Raw genomic sequence first — 23,228 nt, forward strand, 5'->3', positions numbered from 1 at the left:
GACAATTTGGAGGTCCGGTGCTCTCCGAGCAGGCCACCCCCGTCGTCCGCGAGACCCTGCCCGCCGTAGGCGGCGCCATCGAAGAGATCACCGAGCTTTTCTACGGGAAGCTCTTCGCCGCCCACCCCGGGCTGCTGCGCGACCTGTTCAACCGCGGCAACCAGTCCAACGGCGAGCAGAAGAAGGCGCTCGCGGGCTCGATCGCGGCGTTCGCGGGCGTACTCGTGGACCACCCCGGCACCCGGCCCGACGTGATGCTGGCGCGCATCGCGCACAAGCACGCCTCCCTCGGTGTCACCGCGGACCAGTACAAGGTCGTCCACACCCATCTGTTCGCCGCGATCGCCGACGTCCTCGGGGACGCCGTGACACCGGCGGTCGCCGCCGCCTGGGACGAGGTCTACTGGCTGATGGCGAACGCGCTCATCGCCGTCGAATCCCGGCTCTACCAGCAGGCCGGTGCCGCGGACGGCGAGGTCTGGCGGGAGATGACGATCGCCGAGCGGCGCGCGGAGACCCCCGACGTCGTCTCCCTCGTCCTCCGCCCCTGCGACGGCCGGCCCGCCGACGTGCCGCGGGCGGGCCAGTACGTCAGCGTGCGGGTCGAACTCCCCGACGGCGCGCGGCAGATACGGCAGTACAGCCTCACCTCCGCGCCCGAGGAGGCCGAGTGGCGGATCACCGTCAAGCGCGTACGCGACGGGGCCCTGCCCGACGGCGAGGTCTCCTGCCTGCTCCACGACCACGCGCGGGTCGGCGACACCCTCGCCGTCTCCGCCCCCTTCGGCGACCTCGTCCCCGGCCCCGGCGACGACCCCCTGCTGCTCGCCTCCGCCGGCATCGGCACCACCCCCATGCTGGCCATCCTCAAGGACATCGCCCTCACCGACCCCACCCGCCCGGTCACCGTCGTCCACGCCGACCGCAGCCCGGCCGACCACGCCCACCGCGAGGAGCTGCGGGCGCTGGTGGCGGCGCTCCCGAACGCCACGCTCCACCTCTGGTACGAGCACCCCGACGCCCCGCCGTCCCCCGGGATCTCCGCCGGCCGGGCAGACATCGGCGCACTCGACGTCCCCGCGGACGCCACGGCGTACCTCTGCGGGCCGCTGCCCTTCATGCGCACCGTCCGCGGCGACCTGCTGCGGCGCGGCCTGCCGGCCGAGGCGGTCCACTACGAGGTGTTCGGCCCCGACCTCTGGATCGCCGGGTAGCCCCGGCTCCGGCGGGCACCCCGCGCCTGGCCGCGCGCGCCCGGGCGGCGTACCGGGGGCCGCTGCCGTCGCGCCGTGGGCCCGCCGCGGTGACCATGGAGTCGTGGAGGAAGGAACCGATCATGGACACCGTTGGGCAACTCGCCGGGAGCCCGCTGAACTGCCTGGTCACCGGCGCGTCCGGGTACATCGGCGGGCGCCTGGTGCCGGAGCTGCTGGCGGCCGGTCACCGGGTGCGGTGCCTGGCCCGTTCGCCCGCCAAGCTCCGCGACCACCCCTGGGCCGGACAGGCCGAGGTCGTCCGCGGTGACGTCGCGGAAGCGGACTCCGTGGCGGCCGCGATGCGCGGGATCGACGTCGCGTACTACCTGGTGCACGCCCTCGGCTCCGGTGCCGGGTTCGAGGAGACCGACCGGCGCGCGGCGGACACCTTCGCCCGGCAGGCGCACGTCGCGGGCGTGCGGCGGATCGTCTACCTGGGCGGGCTCACCCCCCGCGGCGTACCGGAGGCGGACCTGTCGCCGCATCTGCGGTCCCGCGCCGAGGTCGGGCGGATCTTCCTCGACGGGCCGGTGCCCGCCACGGTGCTGCGCGCGGCGGTCGTGATCGGTTCGGGCTCGGCTTCGTTCGAGATGCTGCGCTATCTGACCGAGCGGTTGCCGATCATGGTCACCCCCAGTTGGGTGCACACGCGCACCCAGCCCATCGGCGTCCGCGACGTGCTGCGCTACCTGGTCGGCTCCGCCACGATGCCGCAGCACGTGGACCGGGGCTTCGACATCGGCGGTCCCGACGTCCTGACGTACCGGGAGATGATGCGCGGCTACGCCGAGGCGGCGAACCTGCGCAAGCGCGTCATCGTGCCGGTGCCGGTCCTCACCCCGTGGCTGTCCAGCCACTGGATCGGGCTCGTCACCCCCGTGCCCGCCGCCCTCGCCCGGCCGCTGACCGAGTCGCTGCGACACGAGGTCGTCTGCCGCGAGCACGACATCGCCCGCTACGTGCCCGACCTGCCGGGGCGCCCGCTGCCGTTCGACGAGGCGCTGGCCCTGGCGCTGCGCCGGGTGGGCGAGGCGCAGGTCGCCACCCGCTGGTCGTCGGCCGCCGTGCCCGGTGCGCCCAGCGACCCGCTGCCCACCGACCCGGACTGGGCGGGCGGCAGCCTCTACGAGGACGACCGCGAGGTCTCGGTGGACGTCCCCCGTGACCTCCTGTGGAAGGTGATCGAGGGCATCGGCGGCGACAACGGCTGGTACTCCTTCCGGCATGCCTGGGCGGTACGGGGCTGGCTCGACCGGTTCGCCGGCGGCGTCGGCCTGCGCCGCGGCCGGCGCGACGCCGAGCGGCTGCGGGTCGGCGACTCGCTGGACTTCTGGCGCGTCGAGGAGATCGAGCGCGGCCACCTGCTGCGGCTCCGGGCGGAGATGCGGATGCCGGGGCTGGCGTGGCTGGAGATGTACGCAGAGACGGACGCCGAGGGCCGTACCCGCTACCGGCAGCGCGCCCTGTTCCACCCCCGCGGCCTGTCCGGCCACGCCTACTGGTGGTCGGTGTTCCCCTTCCACAGCGTCGTCTTCGGCGGCATGGCCCGCAACATCGCCCGGGCCGCCGCCCGGCGGGCGGACCCCGGCCCGTCCCCCCGGCCGCGGTGAGCGGGCGGGCGGCCCGTATCGCCGGATACCCCCGGGGTAATCATGCCCTCGTATACCCCCTGGGGTAATGAGTCACCGGAAAGGAGTACGGCGTGTTCTTCGTCGACACGATCGAGGTGCCGGGCCTCGGCAACCGCGGCTATCTCGCCGGCGGCGGGCACACGGCCGTCGCCGTCGACCCGCCGCGCGACGTCGACCGCGTGCTCGCCGCCGCCGCCCGCCGCGGGGTGCGGATCTCGCACGTCGCCGAGACGCACGTGCACAACGACTACGTCACCGGCGGCCCCGAGCTGGCCCGGCTCACCGGCGCCGCGTACCTCGTGCCCGCCGGCGCCCGGGTCTCCTTCGCCCGCCTACCCGTGCACGACGGCGACCGTACGGAGATCGACCCCGCCGCCCGCCTCGTGCTGCGCGCGCTGGCGACCCCCGGGCACACCCCGCACCACCTCTCGTACGTCCTGGAGGAGGACGGCGCCGCCCAGGCGGTGTTCAGCGGCGGGTCGCTGCTGATCGGCACCGTCGGCCGGCCCGACCTCGTGGAGCCCCGGCTCACCGAGTCACTGGCCCGCGCGCAGCACGCCTCCGCGCGCCGGCTCGCGGCCGAACTGCCCGAGGAGACGGCCGTGCTGCCCACCCACGGGTTCGGCAGCTTCTGCTCCTCCGCCCAGGCCACCGGCGACGACACCACGATCGGCCGGGAGAAGGCCGTCAACGACGCCCTCACCCGGGACGTGGACAGCTTCGTCGCCGACCTGCTCGCCGGCCTCGACGACACCCCCGCGTACTACGTCCACATGAGCCCCGCCAACGCCGCGGGACCGGCCCCCGTCGACCTGACCCCGCCCGCGCTCGCCGGTGCCGACGAGATCGCCGACCGGCTGGCCGCGGGGGAGTGGGTCGTCGACCTGCGCAACCGCGTCGCCTTCGCCGACGGGCACGTCCCCGGCTCGTTCAACTTCGAGGCCGACGGGCAGCTCGCCACCTATCTCGCCTGGCTGATCCCGTGGGGCAGGCCCGTCACCCTGCTCGCCGAGTCGGCCGGGCAGCTCGCCGACGCCCAGCGCGAGCTGGTACGGGTGGGCATCGACCGCCCGGCCGCCGCCGCCACCGGCGCCCCGGCCGGCTGGGTGCGCGACGGCGAGGTCCCGGCCTCCTTCCCCCGGGGCACCTTCGCGCAGCTCGCCGGGAGGTCCGCGGGCGCCGTCGTCCTGGACGTACGCCGGGAGGCGGAGCGCCGCACCGCCGGGTACGTCGGGGGGTCGGTCCACCTGCCCGTCCACACCCTGTACCACCGCCTCGCCGAGGTCCCCGAGGGGCAGGTGTGGGTGCACTGCGCGAGCGGCATGCGCGCCGCCATCGCCGCCTCCCTGCTGGCCGCCGCGGGCCGGGACGTCGTCGCCGTGGACGACGCCTTCGACTCCGCCGCGGACGCGGGACTCACCGTACGGACCGGGTGATCACGCCAGCGACAGGAACAGCTTCTCCAGGCGCGCGCGCACCGCCTCGGGGTCCTCGCCGTTCGCGCGGCCGGACTCCATGTCGGTCACGCACTGCTGGAGGCCGGTCGCGATGATCGCGAACCCGGCCCGGTCCAGCACCCGCGAGGCGGCGGCGAGTTGCGTGACGACGTCCTCGCAGTCGCGCCCCTCCTCGATCATCCGGATCACCCCGGAGATCTGGCCCTGGGCCCGGCGCAGGCGGTTCAGCACGGCCTTGAGGTCCGGGCCCTCCAGCTCCAGCTCCACGCTCACTCCTCCGCAAAATACCCCTAGGGGTACTGTACGTCGTCCCGGCCGGGGACGGCGTCGGACAGTTGGGCCCCCATGTCGGGCGGACTCGCCGTCAACGACGTCCGCGGCCCTCGCCGGCGGCGGTGGGGATGCGGGCCCAGACGGTCTTTCCCGGGCCGGTGGCGTGCGACCAGCCCCAGTCGGCGCTGAGCGCGGAGACGACGTGCAGCCCCCGCCCGCCCTCGGCCAGGGGGTCGGCGCTCCCGAGCACGGGCGGGTCCGGGCTCGGGTCGGTCACGGCGCACAGAAGCGCGTGTTCCTTGCGGGTGAGGGTGAGCCAGGCGCTGTGCAGGGTGGTGCGCCGGGGGGCGCGGGGGAGTGCGTGCAGCAGGGCGTTGGTGACGAGTTCCGCCGTGATGGCGGCGGCGTCGTCCGCGTACCGGGTCAGCCGCCAGCGGCGCAACGCGGTACGCAGGAAGTGGCGGGCCGCGCGGGCGCATCCCGGGGCGGGGTCGATGCGCATGGCGGTGAGGCTGCCGGCCGTCAGCCCCAGTGCGACGGCCCAGTCGTGGCAGCCGGCGCCCGGCAGGAGGCCGGGTGCCGAAGTGCGGGCATCGGGTGTTTCTCCTCCGGGACAGCGGTATTCGGGGCGCCGGTCGGCGGTGTGGTGGTGCGCCGTCATACCTCATCCCTTCGAGCGATAACCCGAGGCGGGCATAGAGATGATCTCAACTCGCTGAGTAGTATCACTGTTCGGCTGATCCGGGCAATTGCCACGGCAATCGCCCGGGTCCGCGACGGGTGAGTTCCCTGATGGCAAAGAGGAGTTGGGGTGCGTGCAGCAGTTCGACAACGGGGTGATGGCCGGCTCGATTCCGGGCGTTCGGTGGATCAGGAGCGCGCGAAGCGGGGTGGAAGGCAACTGTGTGGAGGTTGCCCGACTTCCCGGCGGCGGGGCGGCGTTCCGCAATTCCCGTGATCCGAAGGGGCCGGCGCTGGTATACACCAGGGACGAAGTGATCGCCTTTCTCGACGGCGCGAAGAACGGCGAGTTCGACTTCCTGGCGGGCTGATTCGGATTGTCCGTCTGTTTGTTAGCACACGAGTGCGCGGTCCTGGGTGCGATACTGGGCGCCTCCATACGTACCCAGGAGCGTTCATGCGTCCGGAACCGGATCTTGCGACATCCATAACGCACCATCTCCAGCGGCCGAAAAAGAGCCCGACGGCGTTGCGTATCGCGCTCGGTTACCACCTGCGCAAACTGCGCGAGGACGCCGGTATCCAGATGGAGCAGTTGTCCGAGGACCACCTCATGTCCATCTCCAAGGTCAGCAGGATGGAGACGGGCAAGCGTGCGTGCAAGGCGTCGGACGTCGCGGAGTTGCTGCGCAGGTACGGGGTGGGGGAGCCGGATATCGCCCTGGTGCTGGAGCTGGTCGAGGGCTCGGTCCAGCCGGGGTGGTGGCGCCCGTACGCGAAGGTGCTGCCGAAGTGGTTCGAGCCGCTGGTCGGCCTGGAGACCGCCGCCGAGATGATCCGCACCTGCGAGGCGCAGGTGGTGCCCGGCCTCATGCAGACCGAGGAGTACGCGCGGGGCATGGCCACCCTCAGCAGGCTGGAGGACGCCTTCGCCGACCAGCGGGTGGCGTTGCGCCTGGAGCGGCAGGACAGGATCCTCGGCGGTGCCGAGGGGCCGAGGCTGTGGGCGGTCATCGAGGAGACCGCGCTGGTCCGCGGCGCGTTCGGGGCCGAGGTCATGCGGGCCCAGATGCAGCGCCTCCGGCACCTGAGCGAGCACCCGCGGGTCACGCTCCAGGTCGTGCCGTTCGACCGGGTGTACCTGGAGCCGTACATCCCCTTCACCTACCTGCGGTTCACCGAGCCCGAGCTGCCGAACACCGTCTACGTCGAGTACCTGAAGGGCGCGAAGTACCTCGACGGCCCCGAGGACGTGAACAACCACCTGGAGATGCTGGACACGCTCGTCGGCTACGCGCTGACGCGCCGGCAGACGCAGGATCGACTGGAGGAGGCCATCCGCTTCTACCGGTGACTTCGGCGCGCGACGCCGCCGTACTCGATCCACTCCGTGCCCGGCTGCCTGGGCACCAGGTCCGTGTCCGGCCGCCAGGTGGAGACCTCGACGAGGCCGGGCGGCAGGATCTCCAGGCCGCCGAAGTAGCCCTCGACGTCGTGGGTCTCGCGCACGCGCCCCCAGTTCCCCCCGGTGCTCTCCAGCATGAAGTCCGTGGTGGACCGCCGGACCTCCGGGTCGTCGCTCACCAGGTGGCTGACGGCCAGGAAGCTGCCCGGCGGCAGGCCGGCCATGACCGTACGGACCAGCCCTCCGGGGTCGTCCGCGTCGGGGATGCAGTGCAGTACGGAGACGAACAGCGCGGCAACGGGTTCGCCGGACTCCACCAGCCGTCTGACGTGCGGGTCGGCCATGATGCCCGCGGTGTCGCGCATGTCCGCCTGGATGACCGCGGTGTTCTCGTTCTCCTCCAGCAGGGCCCGGCCGTGCGCCAGCACGATGGGGTCGTTGTCGATGTAGACGACGCGGGCGCCGGGGTCCACGCGCTGGGCGACCTCGTGGACGTTGTCCTGGGTCGGCAGTCCGGAGCCGTGGTCGAGGAAGGACCGCACGCCGAAGTCGCGGGCCAGCACCTGCACGGCGCGCCGCAGGAACCGCCGGTTGTTCTGCGCGAGCACCTCGGTGCTGGGCGCCCGGGCGGACAGCGCCGCGCAGGCCGCCCGGTCGGCGGCGAAGTTGTTGCTGCCGCCCAGGTAGAAGTCGTACATGCGGGCGACGCTGGGCAGCCGTGTGTCGATACCGCGGGGGAGGCGGGGACGTCCCTCTTCGTCGTGTTCCATGCGGCGGCAGACCCCCGTCCAGCTACGCTCCGGCCCGACGTGTCCATGGTAGGGAGCCGGGTCGGCGGGGGCGAGGCCGCGCTCACTCAAGTGGTGGGCGCTTCAGGGCACTTCGGCCACCCCCTTCGGTGCCGGCGTTCGCGCGCGCCGCGGAACGCGCCTGCGCGGCCGGCGTCGTCGCGGGATCCGTCGCGGGGTCCGTCTCGGGAGTCGTTGCGGGAGCCGCCTCGGGGGTCTTCGCGGGAGGCGTCGTGCGCGGTGTCGCGGGAGGGGAAGGCGAGGTCCGTCGCGCGCGGCAACTGCCGCCAGGCGAGGCGGAGCTGGCTGGCGACCACCGGTTCCTCCACGCCCATGAGCTGGGCTGACTGGGCGTCGGTCAGCGCCAGCCGGTAGCGGAGGATCATCGCGTCGGCCTGGAGGTCGGGCAGCGTGCGGTGCAGGTCCCAGCCGGGTGCGGGACCGGCGGCGCGGGCCGCCGCCCGTACCCGTATCCGCAGAAGCTCCCACGCCGCGGCGGCCACGGACGCGCTGCGCAGCGCCCGGTCCCATGCGAGCGCCAGATCGCCCAGGGCACGCGCCACCGCCACCCGGCCGGTCGTCGCCTCCCCGACGCGCGCACGGCTGTAGTGGACGTAGTGCTCCTCGTGCAGCAGGCAGAACGCGGTGTACTCCAGCGGCAGCGCGATCGTCAGCGTCCGCCCGTAGGAGTCGGGTTTCATGGCTGCACCCCCCTGACACGGCTTCGAAGTCGGTCGCCGGCCCGGCCGGCTCAGGCCCCCGGGCGGCCGGGCGCCGCCGGGCCGTCGGCGACGGCGCCCGGCGGGGCGTCGAGCGTGGCCAGGGAGGCGTAGTGGAACGCCTCCCACACCGGCCGGATGTCGGCCGGGTACGCGCCCAGGGCGGAGGCCAGCGCGCTGAGCTGCGGCCAGTCGAGGATCTGGGTGCCGTGCAGCGCGTGCGCGACCTCGTCGGCCGTGACGGCGCCGCAGGCGCGGGCGACCTCCTCGGCCCGGGGGCAGCCCGCGGCCAGATACAGCCCGTGCACCGCGGCGTGCACCCGCCCGGCCGCCTCGCCGACCGAGGTACGGGACGGCGGCACGAAGCCGTGCGCGCGCTCCCACAGCAGGCGCACCACCGCCGGGTCGGCGTCGCAGGCGGTCACCAGCGCCCGTACCACCGGCCACGGGGCGCTGCGGTCGCCGCTGAGGATGCGCGAGACGTACGAGGACGAGTGGCCCATGGCCTCGGCTATGTCCAGCTTCGACAGCCGGGCCCGCTCCCGCAGGGAGCGCAGCGCCGCCGCCAGGGCCCGGGTCGCGCGGCCCGTGTCGGCTCTCGCCGCCATGTCCGCCGCCAGGGACTCCGGCTCGCGGCGCGGCGCCGGCAGCCGCCCGGCGCGGGCGAACTCCGCGGCGCGGTCGCTCTGGCGCCTGCGCAGCCGGCGCTCGACCTCCGCCTCGGCCCACCGCTCCCGGGCGGTCGCCGGACTCACCCGTGCCGCCGCGGCCACCTGCTCCCAGGTGGTGTCCGAGCGCCGCGCGTCGACGACCGCCGCCGCGATGTAGTGGTCGAGTTCGCGGCGCAACTGCTCCGCCCGTTCCAGCAGCGTCGCCAGCGGCGCCCCGCCGTGCTCGCCCGCCAGCACCGCCGCGGCCCGCTCGGGCAACTCCTCGGCGATGGCCAGCCCCAGCCGCTTCGGCGTGGGCGCGACCGCGCCGGACTGCCCCGACCGCCGGCGCTGCGCACGCCGCCGGCACGCCGCCGAGCAGTAGTCGCGTTTTCGTCCGGGGCCTTCGCGCTGGACGAACCCCCGCTCGCAGTACGAGCACGAACTCTTCTGTGGCGCACTCACCTGAAACCTGCCCTTTCTCCTCGTGGATACCTGCTCCTGTTTCTCTTCCGCCCTGCTGAACATCTCGCATACGTACGGCACGGAACGCGCGCCGCCGAGAGGGCCGGACGGAAGAGCCGGAAGGCGCGCCGGTACGTGGCCGCGAGGGCGGCGGCGTCCCGGTGCACCGGGCTCAGCGAGCCCGAAGTCGCAGGTAGCCGAAGTGGGATCGGGAGGCCGTGAGCGTCATCGCGACCATGACGCCGGCACCCGTCGGCGTACGCCACGCGTCCGAGGCCAGCAGCACCGGCATCGCGCCCAGCGCGAACATCCCGCTGAGGTGCATGACACTCCAGGCAATTGCCCCGCCGCGGGCAGCCGGAGAAAACCGCAGCGTGCTACTTTCACAAACGTTCGACATCGGCACCTCGCTGCCTCGAACAAATGGATCGCGCATCGAAGACCCTTTCCCTGCCGGTCGTGAAGTGAAGGGTTCCCGGAGCTGCTTGGGTGGCCGTCTCCGGGGCCCTCTTCGTGTCCGAAGGTATCCATCTCATCACCCACGGACAGTACCGCCGTGCGGGGTGTGCCGCTAACGTCGCAGTGCCTAATGACGAAAGTCCCCTTTTCGCACCGCCTGTTGTCGGCGGGCCATTCGGCTCGGCGATCGACTCCGCCTTTTCCGGGCGCAGTCGATCGAAATCCGTAAGGACTCGATCAGAAATCCAACGCCCGTTCGCGGCCCGTGCCGTGCCGCCGGAAACGTCGGCCCGGACCCGGACCCGGACCCGGACCCGGACCTGGCCCCGGCCCCGGCTCCGTCCCGCGGTGCGTCAGGTCACCAGGCCCTGACGGTAGGCGTAGACGACGGCCTGGACGCGGTCCCGCAGGTCGAGCTTGGTGAGGATGCGCGACACGAAGGTCTTGACCGTCTCGTGGCTGAGCTGGAGGTCCGCGGCTATCTCGCCGTTGGACAGGCCGCCCGACTGCCGGTCCGCGCTGAACTCGCCGCCCAGCACGTCGACCCGCTCGCGCAGGCCCGCCAGCCCCCGGCCGCTGCCGCCGGGGGAGCGGGCGGGCGAGGCGGCGGCGGCCGTGCTCACCTCCACGGTGATCTCGCCCGCGCCGTGGTGCACCGCCACCGAGGTGCGGCTGCCGTGCGCGTGCTTCAGCGCGTTCGTCAGCGCCTCCTGCACGACCCGGTACGCCACCAGGTCGGCGCTGCCCGTCGACTCCGGCGCCGCGCCCCGCTCCGTGAACTCCACCGGCTGCCCCGCCTGCCGCGTCTGCTCCACCAGCGTCAGCAGCCTGCCGACCGACGGGATGCCGGTGTCGTCGCCGTAGCCGGGGTCCAGCAGGTCGAGCAGGTGCCGCAGGTCGGTGATGGCGCGGCGGCCCGTGTCGGTGACCGCGGTCAGGGTGGTGTCGAGGCGGTCGGGCGCGGCGGTCAGATACCGCGCCGCCTCGGCCTGCACGACCATCGCCGTCACGTGGTGGGTCACGACGTCGTGCAACTCCCGGGCGATGCGCGTACGTTCCGCGGTACGGGTGTCCTCGGCGACCCGGCGCCGGTGCGCGGCCTCCGCCGCCCGGGTGGAGCGCAGCCACGACCCCATGCCCCACACCAGGGCCATCGCCAGGTAGTACATGACGAACTCGCTCGGTCCCTCCGTCCCGCCGGCCCCGACGAGCGCGACCGCCAGCGCCGCGTACGCGACGGAGAGCAGCAGCGCGAGGGGGGCGGCGGTGGCGCTCCAGATGGGCGCCCGCGCTCATCAGGGCGATGGCCTGGGCGGTGCCGGCGAGCGAGTGGTAGCCGCGGAGCTGGTCGACGGCGAAGCCGGCCGTCACCAGGGCGAGGCAGACCAGCGGCCACCGGCGGCGGATCGCCAGCGGCAGGCACTGGAGGGCGACCGCGGCGACGGCGAGGGCGTCGAAGTCCCGGCCGGGGAGGCCGCCGAGCTGCGTGCCGTGGGTGTGCGACGCCGGGAGGAGCGCGGCGACGAGGATGAGGAGCCCGAGCGGGAGGTCCCGGACCGTGACGTCGAACCGGCGCCACAGCTCGGAAAGTTGCCGGGGACTCGTCGCCGGGGGAGTGTAGCCGCGGCGGGGGCGGGCGCCGCGGGGCGGCGCCGGGCCGGGTGAGAGGGACACGGCCGGCTCCGGCCGCCGCCGTACCGGGGCCTAACCCTCCGCCTCCGCACCCTGCGCCGCGGCACCCTTTGCCGCCTGGGACGTGACGCGCCGGATCGCCTCCACCGCGACCTCCGGCTCGTCCGCGTAGATGTAGTGCTCGCTGTTCTCCGCCGTGCTCAGCCTGCTGCGCTCCGACAGCGCCAGCCACTTGCGCTGCCCGCCGAGCCACGCCCGCTCCAGCCCCGGCCCGTACTCCGGCACCGCCGCCAGGTACTCCTTCCCGTGCCGGATCACCTCGACCGGGATGTCCCCCGCGGAACGCACCTCCCCGTCCGTGACGGTCAGCTTCTCCGGGCCCTGGCCGCCGAGGACCGCCAGTGTCTGCTCGCGCAGTTCGACCGCCGGGCCGGTGGCGGAGTCGGGGATCCCGCGGGCGAGGTCGGCGTTCTGGGTCGGCGAGGTGGCATCCATCAGCACCAGCCCGCCGACCCGGTCCCGGTGGTCGGGCGCGTACCGCGCGGAGATCAGGCCGCCCAGCGAGTGTCCGGCCAGCACGACGGGACCCTCCCCGGCGACCCGGTCGAGCACCCCGGTCAGCACCTTCCCGGTGCTCTCGATCGTCTGCGGCCCGGCGGGCTTGTCGCTGGCGCCCTGGCCCAGGCGGTCGTACGAGCAGACGCGGTCCTTCGCGCTCAGCGTCTGCTGGATGCCGGCGAGCTTCGTCAGGTCGTCGCTGCCCCCGGAGAGCAGGACGACCACCGGCCGGCCGTCTGCGGGAGCGCCGGAGCAGGACACGTTCACCGACTGCCCGTCGATCTCGACCTTCTTCGTACCGGTGAGCAGGTCCTCGTCGGAGCCGCGTTCCCGGGCGGCGGCGGTCCCGTCGTCGGAGGCGCCCGGATCCGCCGCGTCCGAGGAGTCCGAGGAGTCCGCGCAGCCGGCGAGCCCTGCGCCGGCCGCCGTGCAGCACAGCCAGACCAGTGCCGTCGCGGTGGCGTTGCTGCGGATGCTGCGGAACACGATGTCCTCCAAAAAGCGGGAATCCGGGCCCGGTCGGCCGCTCGGCCGTACTCCGGTTGCCCAGAACGCTAGGGTCCGGGCGGCCCCGGAGGCGTCACCGCGGGGAGGACACCTGCGCGTAGCTCGCGCGGGGGACAGCGGGCGGCGGCCGGTGCCGCGCGGCGGGATCGCCGTCGTCCACGCCGGCCGCGCCGGCGACCGCGACGTCGTCGGCGAGGACGGCGTCTTCCACGTCGTACGCTCCGGGCGCAGCCCCGTGGGGTCGCTGCTGCGCGGCGACGTACGGCCGCTGGACGCCGCGGGGCGGCGACCGCCCGGGGACCGGCCGCGCCCGGGGAGCGGGAACTCGACGCCGCGCGTGTCTGGCGGTGGATCTGGAGAAGTACGGGATCGACGGCGGCACGGCGTCGTACGAGGTGACGGCGGTGGACGGCGACGGGGACCCGGTCCGGGTGCTGCGGTAGGACGGCCCGCCGGGGAGGGTGGCGGACCGTCCTGGTTCCGGACCTCCGGCTGCCGGGGCTCCGGGGTCAGCCGCGGGCCATGGCGATGACGCCGGAGAGGCGTTCGCCGGCCTCGTAGATCATGTACGGCACGCCGCGGTCGGTGCCGAACGACGGGGCCGCGGCGCGGCCGTTCTCCGGGCCGGTGGAGCGGGAGTCGTAGAAGACGCCGAGGTGGTTGCGGCGGGAGAAGTCGGCGCCGACCTCGGTGATGAGGATGTTCCCGCCGCTGCCCTTGTCGGTGTGGTAGACGACGTACGCGCTGCCGCCCCGCTCCAGCAGGTGCGCGCCGGAGACGTCGGAGGCGCCGACGGCGGCGTGGTCGATGAGCGGCGCGGGGTCGAACGTCCAGGTGCGGCCGTCGGCCGACCAGCCCCAGCCGATGTCGCGGTGGTCGGTGCTGTCGTTGCGCATGAACAGCATGACGTAGTGCGCGCCGCGGCCCGGCAGGTCGTACGGGAAGACGCGGGCGTAGGACGTCTCGGTGGTGCCGGCGGGGAGCATCGCGGTGGTGAGGACGGCCTTGTCGTAGGTGAAGCGGATGCCGTCCGTGGAGCGGGCGAGCCGGGTGGTGTTGTTCTCGCCGTGGAAGTAGAGCCACAGCTCGCGGCGCCCGGCGTGCCACATCACGTGGGGGGAGGAGACGTGGCTGACGCTGTAGTGCGGGGACCAGACGTTGGCGACGATCGGGTTGTGCGGGTACTCGGTGAACGGGCCCTCCAGGGAGTCGCCGTAGGCGAGGCAGATGCCGCCGGGGTTCTCGTGTGGCGCGTAGTAGAGGTAGTAGCGGCCGAGCGGGGCGGGCAGGCGGTCGTAGACGCCGCGGATGCAGGGGAAGATGATCTCGCCGGTGAGGTTGTAGTCGAGGTCGCCCGGGACCAGCAGGGTGCGCACGTAGCGGTAGTCGGGAAACCCGCCGGGCGCGGCCACCGCGGGAGCGGCGCCGGGCTCGCCGAGGGCGAACAGCGTGCCGCCGGCGGTGACGGCGGACGCGGCGGAGGCGGTGCGCAGGAAGCGGCGGCGGTCGAGTGTCATGAGGGCTCCTTGTCGGCTGCGGGGCTGGGGCGGCGGCGCGCGACGCGTACTGCTAATACGCATTAGCAGGGGAGCGTGCACCGGCAGGGCGGGAGCTGATGCGGATGAGCAGGACTGTGCCGCCGCCCGCCGAAGGCCGTCAAGGGAACCCACAGGCTAATCACGGGTAATCACCGCCGCCCCGCACCGGTACCGCCGGACGGTCCTGGCCGGGTCAGGCGTTCGGGCCCGGGCGGTAGCCCGTTTCCCGTTCGATGCGGCGGGCTTCGGCCGTGTGGCCGGCGGCCTTGTCGGGGGCGTTCGCTGCGCGGGCTATCGCCGCCAGGGCCGTCTGGGCCCGGTGTTCCGTCAGGGGCAGGTCCAGTTCGCGGGCCGTGGCCAGGGCGAGTTCCGCGTGGTCCGTGGCCGCGGCCACCTCGCCTGCGGCCAGGCGGAGGGGGGCCAGGGCCGCGTGGGCTTCGGCCCGCTGGTGGCGGAAGCCGTAGCGGCGGGTGATGGCCAGGGCCGCCGTGAGGTGGTCCGTGGCCGGGACGGTGTGGCCGCGCATGCGGTGCAGGCTCGCGAGGGTGATCAGGGCGTCCGTCTCCTCCGTGGGGTCGCCGACCTCGCGGGCGGTCCTGAGGGCCTGTTCGGCGTGGGGCTCGGCGAGGTCGGTGCTTCCGCTGCCGAGGTGGGCGCGGGCGGCGGCCTCGTGGGCGTCGGCCTCGTTGTGGCGTTCGCGGTGCTCCCTGCACAGGCGCAGCGCCTCCGTGGCGTCCGCCAGGGCCTCTTCGTGGCGTCCCAGGTGGTGGTGGACGAGGGAGCGGTTGATCAGCGGGCTGATGGCGCGCGAGGGCTGCCCCTGGTGCAGGCTGACCTCGATCGACTCGGTGGTGCACGCAAGCCCGCGGCTGAGCTGTCCGAGGTAGAAGTGGATCAGTCCCAGGGTGTTGAGCGAGTTGGCCAGTTGCACCGGCATGTCCAGGGAGCGCAGCACCTCCAGGCCCAGCTCCTGGCAGTGCCGGGCCCGGTGCATCTCGCCGCGCTGGCCCGCGTGTACCGCCAGGTTGCTGAGGATCGCCGCCTCGCCGCGCTGCTCGCCGGCCTCGCGGTAGGCGTCCAGCGCGCGGTGCAGGGCTTCGAGCGCGGCGTCGGAGTCGCCGGTGCTCTGCCGCAGCAGCCCCAGGCTGTGGTACATCGCCGCCCGCGCGTGCACCTCGCCGTGCTCCTCCGCCGCTCGCAGCGCGGCCGTCGCGGTCGCCTGCCACTCGGGCTGGTGGCGGCGGTAGAAGAAGAACATCCGCAACTGGTCGACCAGTTGCCAGGCGATCTCGTACGGGCCGGCCGCGGCGGCGCGGATGACGACGGCGACGAGGTTGGCCCGCTCGGCGTCGAGCCAGGTGAGCGCCTGCGGCCCGTCGCGGAACCGGCCGGACGTGTGCCGGGGGCGGGGAAGCTGGGCCAGGCCGGAGTAACTGAAGGCGGTGGCGGCGTCCGCCGAGGCCAGGTACCAGTCGCACAGCCGCCGCCACGCCGCCGGGCCGTCCGGGTCGGCGGCGGCCCGCTCGGCGGCGTACAGCCGCAGCAGGTCGTGGAAGAGGAACCGGTCGGCGCCCGTGTGCTGCACGAGGCCCGCGGTGGCCAGCCGGTCCAGCGGCTCCTCGGCGTCGGCGGGCGCGCAGCCGAGCAGCGCCGCGGCCGACGCCGCCGTGAAGTCCGGCCCCGGGTGCAGCCCCAGCAGGCCGAACAGCCGGGCGGCGGCCGGCTCCAGGGCCGCGTAGGAGTGGTCGAAGGCGGTACGGACCGCGGCCTCGCGGTCGCCGGATATGGACAGCTTCGCCAGCCGCCCGTCGTCCGCCAGCTCGTCCGCGTACGCCCCGAGCGAACGCCCCGGCCGCGCCGCGAGGTTGGCCGCGCCGATCCGCAGCGCCAGCGGCAGCCGGGCGCACAGCTCCGCCAGCCGCGCCGCCGCCGCGGGCTCCGCGGCGACCCGCCGCTCGCCGAGGATCCCGGCGAGCAGGTCGTTGGCCTCGCCGGGGCGCAGGACGTCCAGCGGTACGGGGTGCGCCGCGTGGCTGGCGGTCAGGCCCCGCAGGTCGGAGCGGCTGGTGACCAGCACCGCGACACCCGCGGTGCCGGGCAGCAGGGGGCGTATCTGCTCGGCGTCCGCGGCGTCGTCGAGCACCAGCAGGACGCGGCGGTCGGCCACCCGGCCGCGGAACGCCCCGGCGCGGTCCTCCGGCGACTCGGGGATGGCGGCGGCGTCCTCGCCGGAGACGCGCAGCAGGCCGGCCAGGACGTCGGCGGGCCTGCGCGGGCGTTCGCGGGTGCCCTGGAGCCGTACGTACCACTGGCCGTCGGGGAACGCCTGCCGCAGCCGGTGGCCGAGGTGGACGGCCAGCGCGGTCTTGCCGACGCCGGGCGAGCCGGAGACGACGACGGGGGCGGCGTCGGGGGACACCAGCAGCTCGGCGAGGCGGTCGACGAGATCGGTGCGGCCGGCGAAGCCCCGTACGGCGGGCGGGAGCTGGCACTGCACGGACCAGGCGGGCGGGGCGGGCCGGGCGGGCGACGGTCTTCGTACGGCCGCCGCGCGGGCCGACTTCGGACCGCTCGACTCCGGACCGCTCGACTCCGGACCGCTCGACTCCGGCAGGCTCAGCTCCGGGTCGCCGCCCAGCACCGCCTGGTGCAACTGCTGGAGCCGCTGCCCCGGGTCGATGCCCAGCTCCTCGGCGAGCAGGCCGCGGACGCGCCGGTAGTGGGCCAGCGCGTCGGCCGGCCGGCCGCAGCGGTAGAGGGCGGTCATGTACTGCGCGGCCAGCCGCTCGTCCAGCGGGTGCGCGGCGATGCGCTCCGCGAGCGCGGTCAGCAGCGCGGCATGGTCGCCGAGGCGAAGCCGTACGTCGGCGCAGTCCAGCTCCGCGGCCAGCAGCTCCTTGCCGAGGCCGTCGCGCAGGCCGTTGAACCACGGGGTGTCGATGCCGGGAAACGGCACGCCGCGCCACAGCGCCAGCGCCTCGCGGAAGAGGTCCGCGGCCCCGGTGTCGTCCTTCGCCGCGCGCCCGCGGGTGAGCAGCAGGCGGAAGCGGTGTAAGTCCACCGCCCCGGCGGCGACGGCGAGTTCGTAGCCGTCGGAGCCGCGGGCGAGGGTTGCCGGCGAGCCCGCGAGGGTACGGCGTAGCCGGGAGAGGTAGCTGTACAGCGTCTCCCTGGCCCGTTGCGGGGCGGCGAACCCCCACACCCGGTGGATCAACTGCTCCGTGGGCACCGCGCGGCCCGCGTCGACGAGCAGCGCGGCGAGTACGCTCCGCTGCCGCGCGGGGCCGAGGTCCACCGGACGGCCGTCGTCCGCCACGGCCTCGATCCCGCCCAGCAGTTGAAACTCCATGCGCGTTCCCCCGTCGGCCAGCCCGCCCGCCCGGCGGCGCTACCAGCGGATTCTAGGTGCCTGCAAGGTTCCTCCCAGGTCCGTTCCGCATGGTGGATGACGTCACCGGCCGCGGGGTCGTCACACGGGGGGACGGCCGCGCGATCGAGGAAGCTCGCGCGGGGCCGGGGTTCATCGATCGGGGGACGATCATGCTCCGCATTCACTTCAGCGACGCCGACCTGGTCAGAACGCGGGTCGCCGACGTGCCGGATCCGCTCTGGGAGATCGCGGTCAGCCTGCACCGGCTCCAGACGCGCAAGGGCCGCTACGCGCACGCGGCGTGGTACCGGACCGCCCGCCGGGTGCTGCGGGAGAAGGGTCTGGAACGCGCGGTGCGCGAGACCCTGATCCCGACGTACCCGCGGGCGCGGTACTTCCCGGACTTCCTGACGCCCGGTCAGGCGCCTGGTCAGGCACCTGGACAGACGTCCGGTCGGGCCTCCGGCCGGGCGTCGGGCCGGTCTGCCGGCCGCGCCGGGATGTCGTTCCGCGACGGCGCGGAGCTGCTGCTCGCCGCCCCGCCGAGCCGGGTACGCGCCGAAGTGGGCCGCCTCGCCCGTACGGTCGGCGCCCCCTCCTGGGCGCCCCGGCTGGCGGAGTCGGCGGAGCGCGGCGAGTTCGTACGACTCCTGCGGGCGTACTACGAGGCCGTCGTCGAACCCTGGTCGGACCACATGCAGGCCCGGCTCGAAGCCGAGCGGACCGTCCGGCTGCGCGGGCTGCTCGACGGGGGCTCCGACGGCATGCTCGCGGGCCTCGGCCCGGCGATGCACTGGCGCGCGCCGGTCCTGGAGGTGCGCTACCCCGCCGGGGTGGACCGGGACCTTCGGCTGGACGGGCGGGGCCTGACGCTCGTGCCGTCGTACTTCGCGGCCGACGCCCCCGTGAGCCTCGCGGACCCCGAACTCCCGCCTGTCCTCTGGTACCCGGTCCACCACCGGCCGGCCCCCGTCCCCCCGGACCCCGGCCTCCCCCCGGAGCAGCGGCTCGCCGCGCTCCTCGGCCGGGCCCGGGCGGCCGTCCTGCACGCCGCCGCGCACGGCGCGACGACGGGCGAACTCGCCCGCGCCACCGGTGTCTCCGCCTCCGCGGCCAGCCGCCACGCGGGCACGCTGCGCGACGCGGGGCTGATCACCACGGTCCGCGACGGCAACTCGGTGCTGCACACCCTCACCCCCGCCGGCGCCGGGCTGCTGCGTGCCCCGTCGGCGGGGGCGGGCGACCGCCGGTGATCACACCGCCGAGCCGCCGTGTGTCAGCAGACGGTGATGCCGTCGGCCTTGTCGTTGTCGCCTGCGCCGACGTAGGTGTCAGACGACGGTGCCACGGACGACCAGATGCGGGACCACGTGCCGCCCGTCCAGTTGTAGACGTGGGTCTTGGTATTCGTCGACTGGTTGTTGTGCCACGACGACGTCTTGTCGTTGAAGCCGAAGTCGGACAGGTCGTGGAAGGCGCAGTCCTGCCACGACAGCCGCCGCCCGCCGAAGGTCGCGTGCTCGTAGAGGCAGGTGTAGTACTTGCTGCAATTCGCCGTGCCGAGGGTGCCCACGGCCTGGTCGACCGAACGGGCCTGCCGCTCGCCCGGCAGCGGCAGCGTCAGCACCGTCTGCCCGTCGCGCCAGGAGATCTCGTTGACCCCGGTCCGCTCGCCCCCCGGCGTCTTCGCGAGCTGGGCGTCGACCTTCTTCTGAAGCCCGGCGACCTCCCCCGTACTCAGCCCGGCACGCTTCGCCTCGGCGGCGATCGTGGCGTCGAGCTGCGCCGCGCCGGACGCCGTGCCGGACACCGAACCGGCCGCCGGGCCGGACAGGCCCAGGACCGCCGTGACGCCGGCGGCGGCAACGGCCGAAGCCCTGAATGCCATACGCATGGTGAATCCCCCATTCCTTCACGCCCCGCACGGCTAGGCGCGGAGCGGTACGAAGGGCATTGCCGGACGGTACGTCCGGTCCCCCGTGGTGCGGGCACTACGGTCGCCCGGCGGGGGGTGCCCCGGCGACGCTGTTGCCCCACACCGCAAAACCGGCCGTCAGAGCCCCGTACCCCCTGCTCCGCTTCCGCCTCCGGTACGTAAGCCGGACCCCGGTGGTCGGGCCGGACGGGAGTGGATAGTCTCAACTTCCGTCGTACGTAGGTATGTTCGGCCGTTCCCAGACGAGGAGTGTGGGCAGTGACGCCTGACGAAGGACCCGCGATCCCCGGTATCCCGACCGACCGTCCCACCTCCGCCCGCGCCTACGACTGGATGCTCGGCGGCAAGGACAACTACGAGGTCGACCGCAACATGATCCGGGCCGGGCTGCCGCGGTTCCCCGAAGGTCTGGACATCACCCGGCAGAACCGGCTCTTCCTCTACCGCGCCGTGCGCTACCTCGCGCAGGAGGCCGGGATCCGCCAGTTCCTCGACATGGGGTGCGGCCTGCCCACGGACAACAACGTCCACAATGTCGCCCAGCAGTTCGACAAGGACACCCGCGTCGTCTACGTCGACATCGACCCCATCGTCCTCGCCCACGGCCGGGCGCTGCTCTCCGACGACGACTCCACCGTGGTCATCACGGCCGACATGCGCGACCAGGAGGTCGTCCTCGGCCACCCGGAGCTTCAGCGGCTCATCAACTTCGACGAGCCGCTCGCCGTGCTCTTCCTCTCGGTGGTCCACCACCTCAGGGACGCCGACGACCCGCGGACCATCCTGCGTACGGTCATCGACCGTGCCGTGCCGGGCAGCTACATGGCGCTGACCCAGGCCGTCACGGACGACGAGGAGCACGCCAAGGTCTCGTCCGAGTACATGAACAGCAACCACGTCCCCTGGCAGACCCGCACCCCCCGGCAGGTCGACGCGTTCACCGACGGGCTGGAGCCGGTGTCTCCGGGGATGGGGAACATCGCGGACTGGCGGCCGGACCCGGACCAGCCGCCGCTGCCGCCGGTCCCGCCGGAGCTCCAGAAGTACGTCGGCACCACGAAGAAGAGCAACCGGCTGTACGACTACGGCGGCCTGCTCCGCAAGCCCTGACACGGATCCCGGAGGGTTCCGGGTTCTCCGTCGTCCACGTCCCGGCCATGGCGGGTGCCGTGGCCGGGCAGTTCCCCGGCGGCGCGCGGATACCGCCGCCGTCCGGCCGAGCCCCGGCGGCTCCGGCTGCGCGCCCGCCGACAGGGGCGTACCTCGCCCCTCGCCTCGCACCCCGCAGCGCGCACCGCGCACCCCCACGTCCCGCTCCTGTCACCCGGACCCGCTTCCGCGCCTTGCGGCGCCTTCAGAAGCCTTCAAGTGCCTTCAGGTGCCTTCAGGAACTGAATGCTGGGGCGGGGATACCGAGTTGAGTCTTGACGAGAGGTGTTGACAGCGGTTTCGGGCGGCTCTAGGTTCTGCGACGCCCCTTGAGAGCGCTCTCACCCTCCTCTGCCCCCCACTCATTGCGAGGTACGCAGCTCGTGGGACCACATCAGAAGCGCAGACGCATCCTGCTGACCCTCACCGCCGCCGCGACCGTCGTCGCCGGGGCGGCCCTGCCCGCCGGCACGGCGAACGCCGCCGAGATACCGGTCGGCAGCGGCAGTTACTCCGACACCCGGCCGCCCGGCACATCCGGGCCCGTCGACAACGCCGGGCAGCCGGTGTCGCCGAAGGTGACCGACCGGGTCGCCGACCGGCCCGTACCGACCAACGACTGGTGGTCGTCGCTCGCGTACCAGCGGGCCGCCGACAACCCGTACTCCCTGCCCATGTTCGGCCACCCGCTCAGCTACCGCGCGGTGGCGAGCGGGCTGGAGGTCGGATACGCCACCGAGCACGTCGTCGTCGGAGGCGGCGCGCAGTACGAGTTCCAGCACAAGGCCGACCTCACCCTCGGCGTCGCCGGCCTCAACTCGCCCGACGCCAAGGCCGACGGCTGGTCCGACTGGACCGTCAGCCCCTACTGGTCCGGCGGCGGCAGCACCCTGCGCGCCACCATCGGCCACGGCAGCCCCTACGTCTACGCCGAGGCCACCGGCGGCGCAGCGCAGATCAACGCCTCCGCCGCGCCCGAGGTCTTCGCCGACGACGGCAACGCCCTCGGCATCACCGTCGGCGGCAAGCACTACGCGCTGTTCGCCCCCACCGGCAGCGACTGGAACGTCTCCGGCAGCACCCTCAGCGCCGACCTCGGCGGCAAGGAGTACTACTCCGTCGCCGTCCTCCCGAGCGCCGACGCCTTCGAGACGTACAGCCAGTACGCCTTCAGCTTCGTCACCGGCTCCCGCGTCGACTGGGACTACGCCCCGGGCGAGGGCCGTATGAACGCGACGTACACCCTGGAGACCGAGGCCCGCGAAGGCACCGAGACCGGCACCCTCCAGGCGCTCTACCCGCACCAGTGGAAGCACACCTCCGACCAGCTCACGGCGCACGAGTACATCTCGCCGCGGGGCACCATGAAGGTCCGCGAAGGCGCCTCCTTCACCACCTCCCAGGACGTCACCGGCGTGCTGCCCGCGCTGCCGAAGTCGAGCGGCCCGGACCAGGGTCAGTTGACCGCCTTCGTCAACGAGGTCGCCGACACCGCGGCCATCGGCCGCGCCGACACGTACTGGACCGGCAAGGCCCTCGGCCGCCTGGCCCAGGTCGTGCCGATCGCCGACCAGGTCGGGGCGACGGCGGCGCGGGACAAGATCCTCGGCGTGATGAAGTCGCGGCTGGAGGAGTGGTTCACGGCGGGCGGCGAGACGGAGTTCTCGTACGACTCCGACTGGAAGACGCTCACCGGCTACCCGGCCTCGTACGGCAGCGACATGGAACTGAACGACCACCACTTCCACTACGGCTACTACGTGATGGCCGCCGCGGTCGTCGCCCAGTACGACGCCGCCTGGGCCGCGGACTCCGCCTGGGGCGGCATGGTCCGCGAGCTGATCGGCGACGCCGCCAACCCCGCCCGCGACGGCGACCGCTACCCGTTCCTGCGCGGCTTCGACGTCTACGCCGGCCACAGTTGGGCCGCCGGCCACGCCGGCTTCGCGGCGGGCAACAACCAGGAAGCGTCCTCCGAGTCGATCAACCTGAGCGCCGGCCTGATCATGTTCGGCTCCGCCACGGGCGACACCGAACTCCGCGACCTCGGCGTGTACCTGCTGACGACGGAGTCCGAGGCCGTACGCAACTACTGGTTCGACGGCGACGAGGACGCCTTCCCGGCCGACTTCCAGCACAACACGCTGGGCATGGTCTGGAGCGCCGGCGGCGCCCACGCCACCTGGTGGACCGGCAACCCGGAGGAGATCCACGGCATCAACGTCCTCCCGGTCACCGGCGCCTCACTGCACCTCGCCCGCGACAAGGCGGCCATCGACCGCAACCTCGCCGAGATGGAACGCGAGAACGGCGGCCCGGCGGTCGAGTGGCGCGAACTGCTCTGGGAGTTCCAGGCCCTCAGCGACGCGGCCGCGGCACGCCAGGCGTACGCGGCGGGCGGCGGCGGCACGTACGGGCCGGAAGCCGGCGAGTCGTGGGCCCACGTCTACCACTGGATCCACACCCTCGCCGCAACGGGCGCCCCGGACACCACGGTGACGGCGGACAGCCCCACGGCGGCGGTCTTCGGCACCGGCGGCACGAAGACGTACGCGGCCCACAACTACGGGGCGAGCGAACAGACGGTGACCTTCTCCGACGGCCAGACCCTGACGGTCCCGCCCCGCTCCTCCGCCACCACCACGGGCTGACCCCCACCAGCCCCCCACCCGTGCCCCGCGCCGCCCACGACCCCGACCCCGCCGGGCGGCGCGGGGCACACCCATGGCCGCACGCACCTGGGAGCACTTCGCC

The 23,228-nt window shown here is 73.7% G+C and carries 20 protein-coding genes and 1 pseudogene; 8 read left to right on the forward strand and 13 right to left on the reverse strand.

The genetic code is table 11. The features are described from left to right. Positions 1-17: 17 nt before the first annotated feature. From QBL21_RS05635 to QBL21_RS05645, 3 genes are all read left to right on the forward strand, one after another. Positions 18-1,214, forward strand: coding sequence for a globin domain-containing protein (locus QBL21_RS05635; RefSeq protein WP_407560871.1), 1,197 nt, complete (start codon positions 18-20; stop codon positions 1,212-1,214). A 122-nt stretch (positions 1,215-1,336) separates the two neighbouring features. After that, positions 1,337-2,866, forward strand: coding sequence for an SDR family oxidoreductase (locus QBL21_RS05640; RefSeq protein ID WP_407560872.1), 1,530 nt, complete (start codon positions 1,337-1,339; stop codon positions 2,864-2,866). Positions 2,867-2,958: 92 nt separating this feature from the next. Then, positions 2,959-4,323: a rhodanese-like domain-containing protein gene (locus QBL21_RS05645; protein WP_407560873.1), complete on the forward strand. Its 1,365-nt coding sequence runs from the start codon at positions 2,959-2,961 to the stop codon at positions 4,321-4,323. Here QBL21_RS05645 and QBL21_RS05650 read toward each other — a convergent pair whose 3' ends face one another. Both QBL21_RS05650 and QBL21_RS05655 read right to left on the reverse strand, forming a co-directional pair. Continuing rightward, positions 4,324-4,611, reverse strand: a complete 288-nt coding sequence (locus QBL21_RS05650; protein WP_407566317.1) for a metal-sensitive transcriptional regulator — start codon at positions 4,609-4,611, stop codon at positions 4,324-4,326. A 97-nt stretch (positions 4,612-4,708) separates the two neighbouring features. Beyond that, positions 4,709-5,278 carry an ATP-binding protein gene (locus QBL21_RS05655; RefSeq protein ID WP_407560874.1) on the reverse strand — a complete coding sequence of 190 codons (570 nt, stop codon included), beginning with the start codon at positions 5,276-5,278 and terminating at the stop codon, positions 4,709-4,711. Between the two features lie 154 nt (positions 5,279-5,432). Between QBL21_RS05655 and QBL21_RS05660 the strand changes: the two genes are divergently transcribed. Then, positions 5,433-5,669: a DUF397 domain-containing protein gene (locus QBL21_RS05660; RefSeq protein WP_407560875.1), complete on the forward strand. Its 237-nt coding sequence runs from the start codon at positions 5,433-5,435 to the stop codon at positions 5,667-5,669. 158 nt (positions 5,670-5,827) lie between these two features. Continuing rightward, on the forward strand, positions 5,828-6,652 hold the full coding sequence (locus QBL21_RS05665) for a helix-turn-helix domain-containing protein (protein ID WP_407560876.1): 825 nt from the start codon (positions 5,828-5,830) through the stop codon (positions 6,650-6,652). Here the strand turns inward: QBL21_RS05665 and QBL21_RS05670 are convergent. The 10 genes and pseudogenes from QBL21_RS05670 to QBL21_RS05715 form a co-directional block, all read right to left on the reverse strand. Continuing rightward, the gene (locus QBL21_RS05670; protein WP_407560877.1) at positions 6,643-7,473 is read right to left on the reverse strand and encodes an SAM-dependent methyltransferase; all 831 of its coding nucleotides are present in this window, start codon (positions 7,471-7,473) and stop codon (positions 6,643-6,645) included. The two genes, QBL21_RS05665 and QBL21_RS05670, sit on opposite strands and share 10 nt — an antisense overlap. An 86-nt stretch (positions 7,474-7,559) precedes the next feature. Then, positions 7,560-8,192, reverse strand: coding sequence for a hypothetical protein (locus tag QBL21_RS05675; RefSeq protein WP_407560878.1), 633 nt, complete (start codon positions 8,190-8,192; stop codon positions 7,560-7,562). 50 nt (positions 8,193-8,242) lie between these two features. After that, complete coding sequence (locus QBL21_RS05680) at positions 8,243-9,325, reverse strand: helix-turn-helix domain-containing protein (RefSeq protein ID WP_407560879.1); 1,083 nt, start codon at positions 9,323-9,325, stop codon at positions 8,243-8,245. Between the two features lie 172 nt (positions 9,326-9,497). Beyond that, positions 9,498-9,650, reverse strand: a complete 153-nt coding sequence (locus QBL21_RS05685) for a hypothetical protein (RefSeq protein ID WP_407560880.1) — start codon at positions 9,648-9,650, stop codon at positions 9,498-9,500. Between the two features lie 487 nt (positions 9,651-10,137). Beyond that, positions 10,138-10,281 (reverse strand): response regulator transcription factor, encoded by a 144-nt coding sequence (locus tag QBL21_RS05690; RefSeq protein ID WP_407566318.1) that lies wholly within the window; start codon positions 10,279-10,281, stop codon positions 10,138-10,140. Next, positions 10,282-11,365 (reverse strand): annotated as a pseudogene (locus QBL21_RS05695) (sensor histidine kinase); the annotation flags it as partial. A 123-nt stretch (positions 11,366-11,488) separates the two neighbouring features. Beyond that, the gene (locus QBL21_RS05700) at positions 11,489-12,472 is read right to left on the reverse strand and encodes an alpha/beta fold hydrolase (RefSeq protein WP_407560881.1); all 984 of its coding nucleotides are present in this window, start codon (positions 12,470-12,472) and stop codon (positions 11,489-11,491) included. Positions 12,473-12,554: 82 nt separating this feature from the next. Further along, positions 12,555-12,692 (reverse strand): hypothetical protein, encoded by a 138-nt coding sequence (locus QBL21_RS05705; RefSeq protein WP_407560882.1) that lies wholly within the window; start codon positions 12,690-12,692, stop codon positions 12,555-12,557. Positions 12,693-12,990: 298 nt separating this feature from the next. Next, on the reverse strand, positions 12,991-13,998 hold the full coding sequence (locus QBL21_RS05710; protein ID WP_407560883.1) for a hypothetical protein: 1,008 nt from the start codon (positions 13,996-13,998) through the stop codon (positions 12,991-12,993). Between the two features lie 214 nt (positions 13,999-14,212). Next, positions 14,213-17,368, reverse strand: coding sequence for an AfsR/SARP family transcriptional regulator (locus QBL21_RS05715; protein WP_407560884.1), 3,156 nt, complete (start codon positions 17,366-17,368; stop codon positions 14,213-14,215). Between the two features lie 191 nt (positions 17,369-17,559). On the opposite strand from QBL21_RS05715, the gene QBL21_RS05720 reads away from it, so the two are divergent. After that, on the forward strand, positions 17,560-18,642 hold the full coding sequence (locus tag QBL21_RS05720; RefSeq protein ID WP_407560885.1) for a MarR family transcriptional regulator: 1,083 nt from the start codon (positions 17,560-17,562) through the stop codon (positions 18,640-18,642). A gap of 23 nt (positions 18,643-18,665) precedes the next feature. Here the strand turns inward: QBL21_RS05720 and QBL21_RS05725 are convergent, their stop codons facing one another. After that, a complete protein-coding gene (locus tag QBL21_RS05725) occupies positions 18,666-19,277 on the reverse strand; it encodes a peptidase inhibitor family I36 protein (protein WP_407560886.1) in 612 nt (203 codons plus the stop codon). 306 nt (positions 19,278-19,583) lie between these two features. Here QBL21_RS05725 and QBL21_RS05730 point away from each other — a divergent pair, with 306 nt between their 5' ends. Next, on the forward strand, positions 19,584-20,435 hold the full coding sequence (locus tag QBL21_RS05730) for an SAM-dependent methyltransferase (RefSeq protein ID WP_407560887.1): 852 nt from the start codon (positions 19,584-19,586) through the stop codon (positions 20,433-20,435). A gap of 422 nt (positions 20,436-20,857) precedes the next feature. After that, the gene (locus QBL21_RS05735; protein WP_407560888.1) at positions 20,858-23,125 is read left to right on the forward strand and encodes a glycosyl hydrolase; all 2,268 of its coding nucleotides are present in this window, start codon (positions 20,858-20,860) and stop codon (positions 23,123-23,125) included. Positions 23,126-23,228 lie beyond the last annotated feature (103 nt).

The organism is Streptomyces sp. 184, assembly GCF_045781775.1.
Classification (GTDB): Bacteria; Actinomycetota; Actinomycetes; order Streptomycetales; family Streptomycetaceae; genus Streptomyces.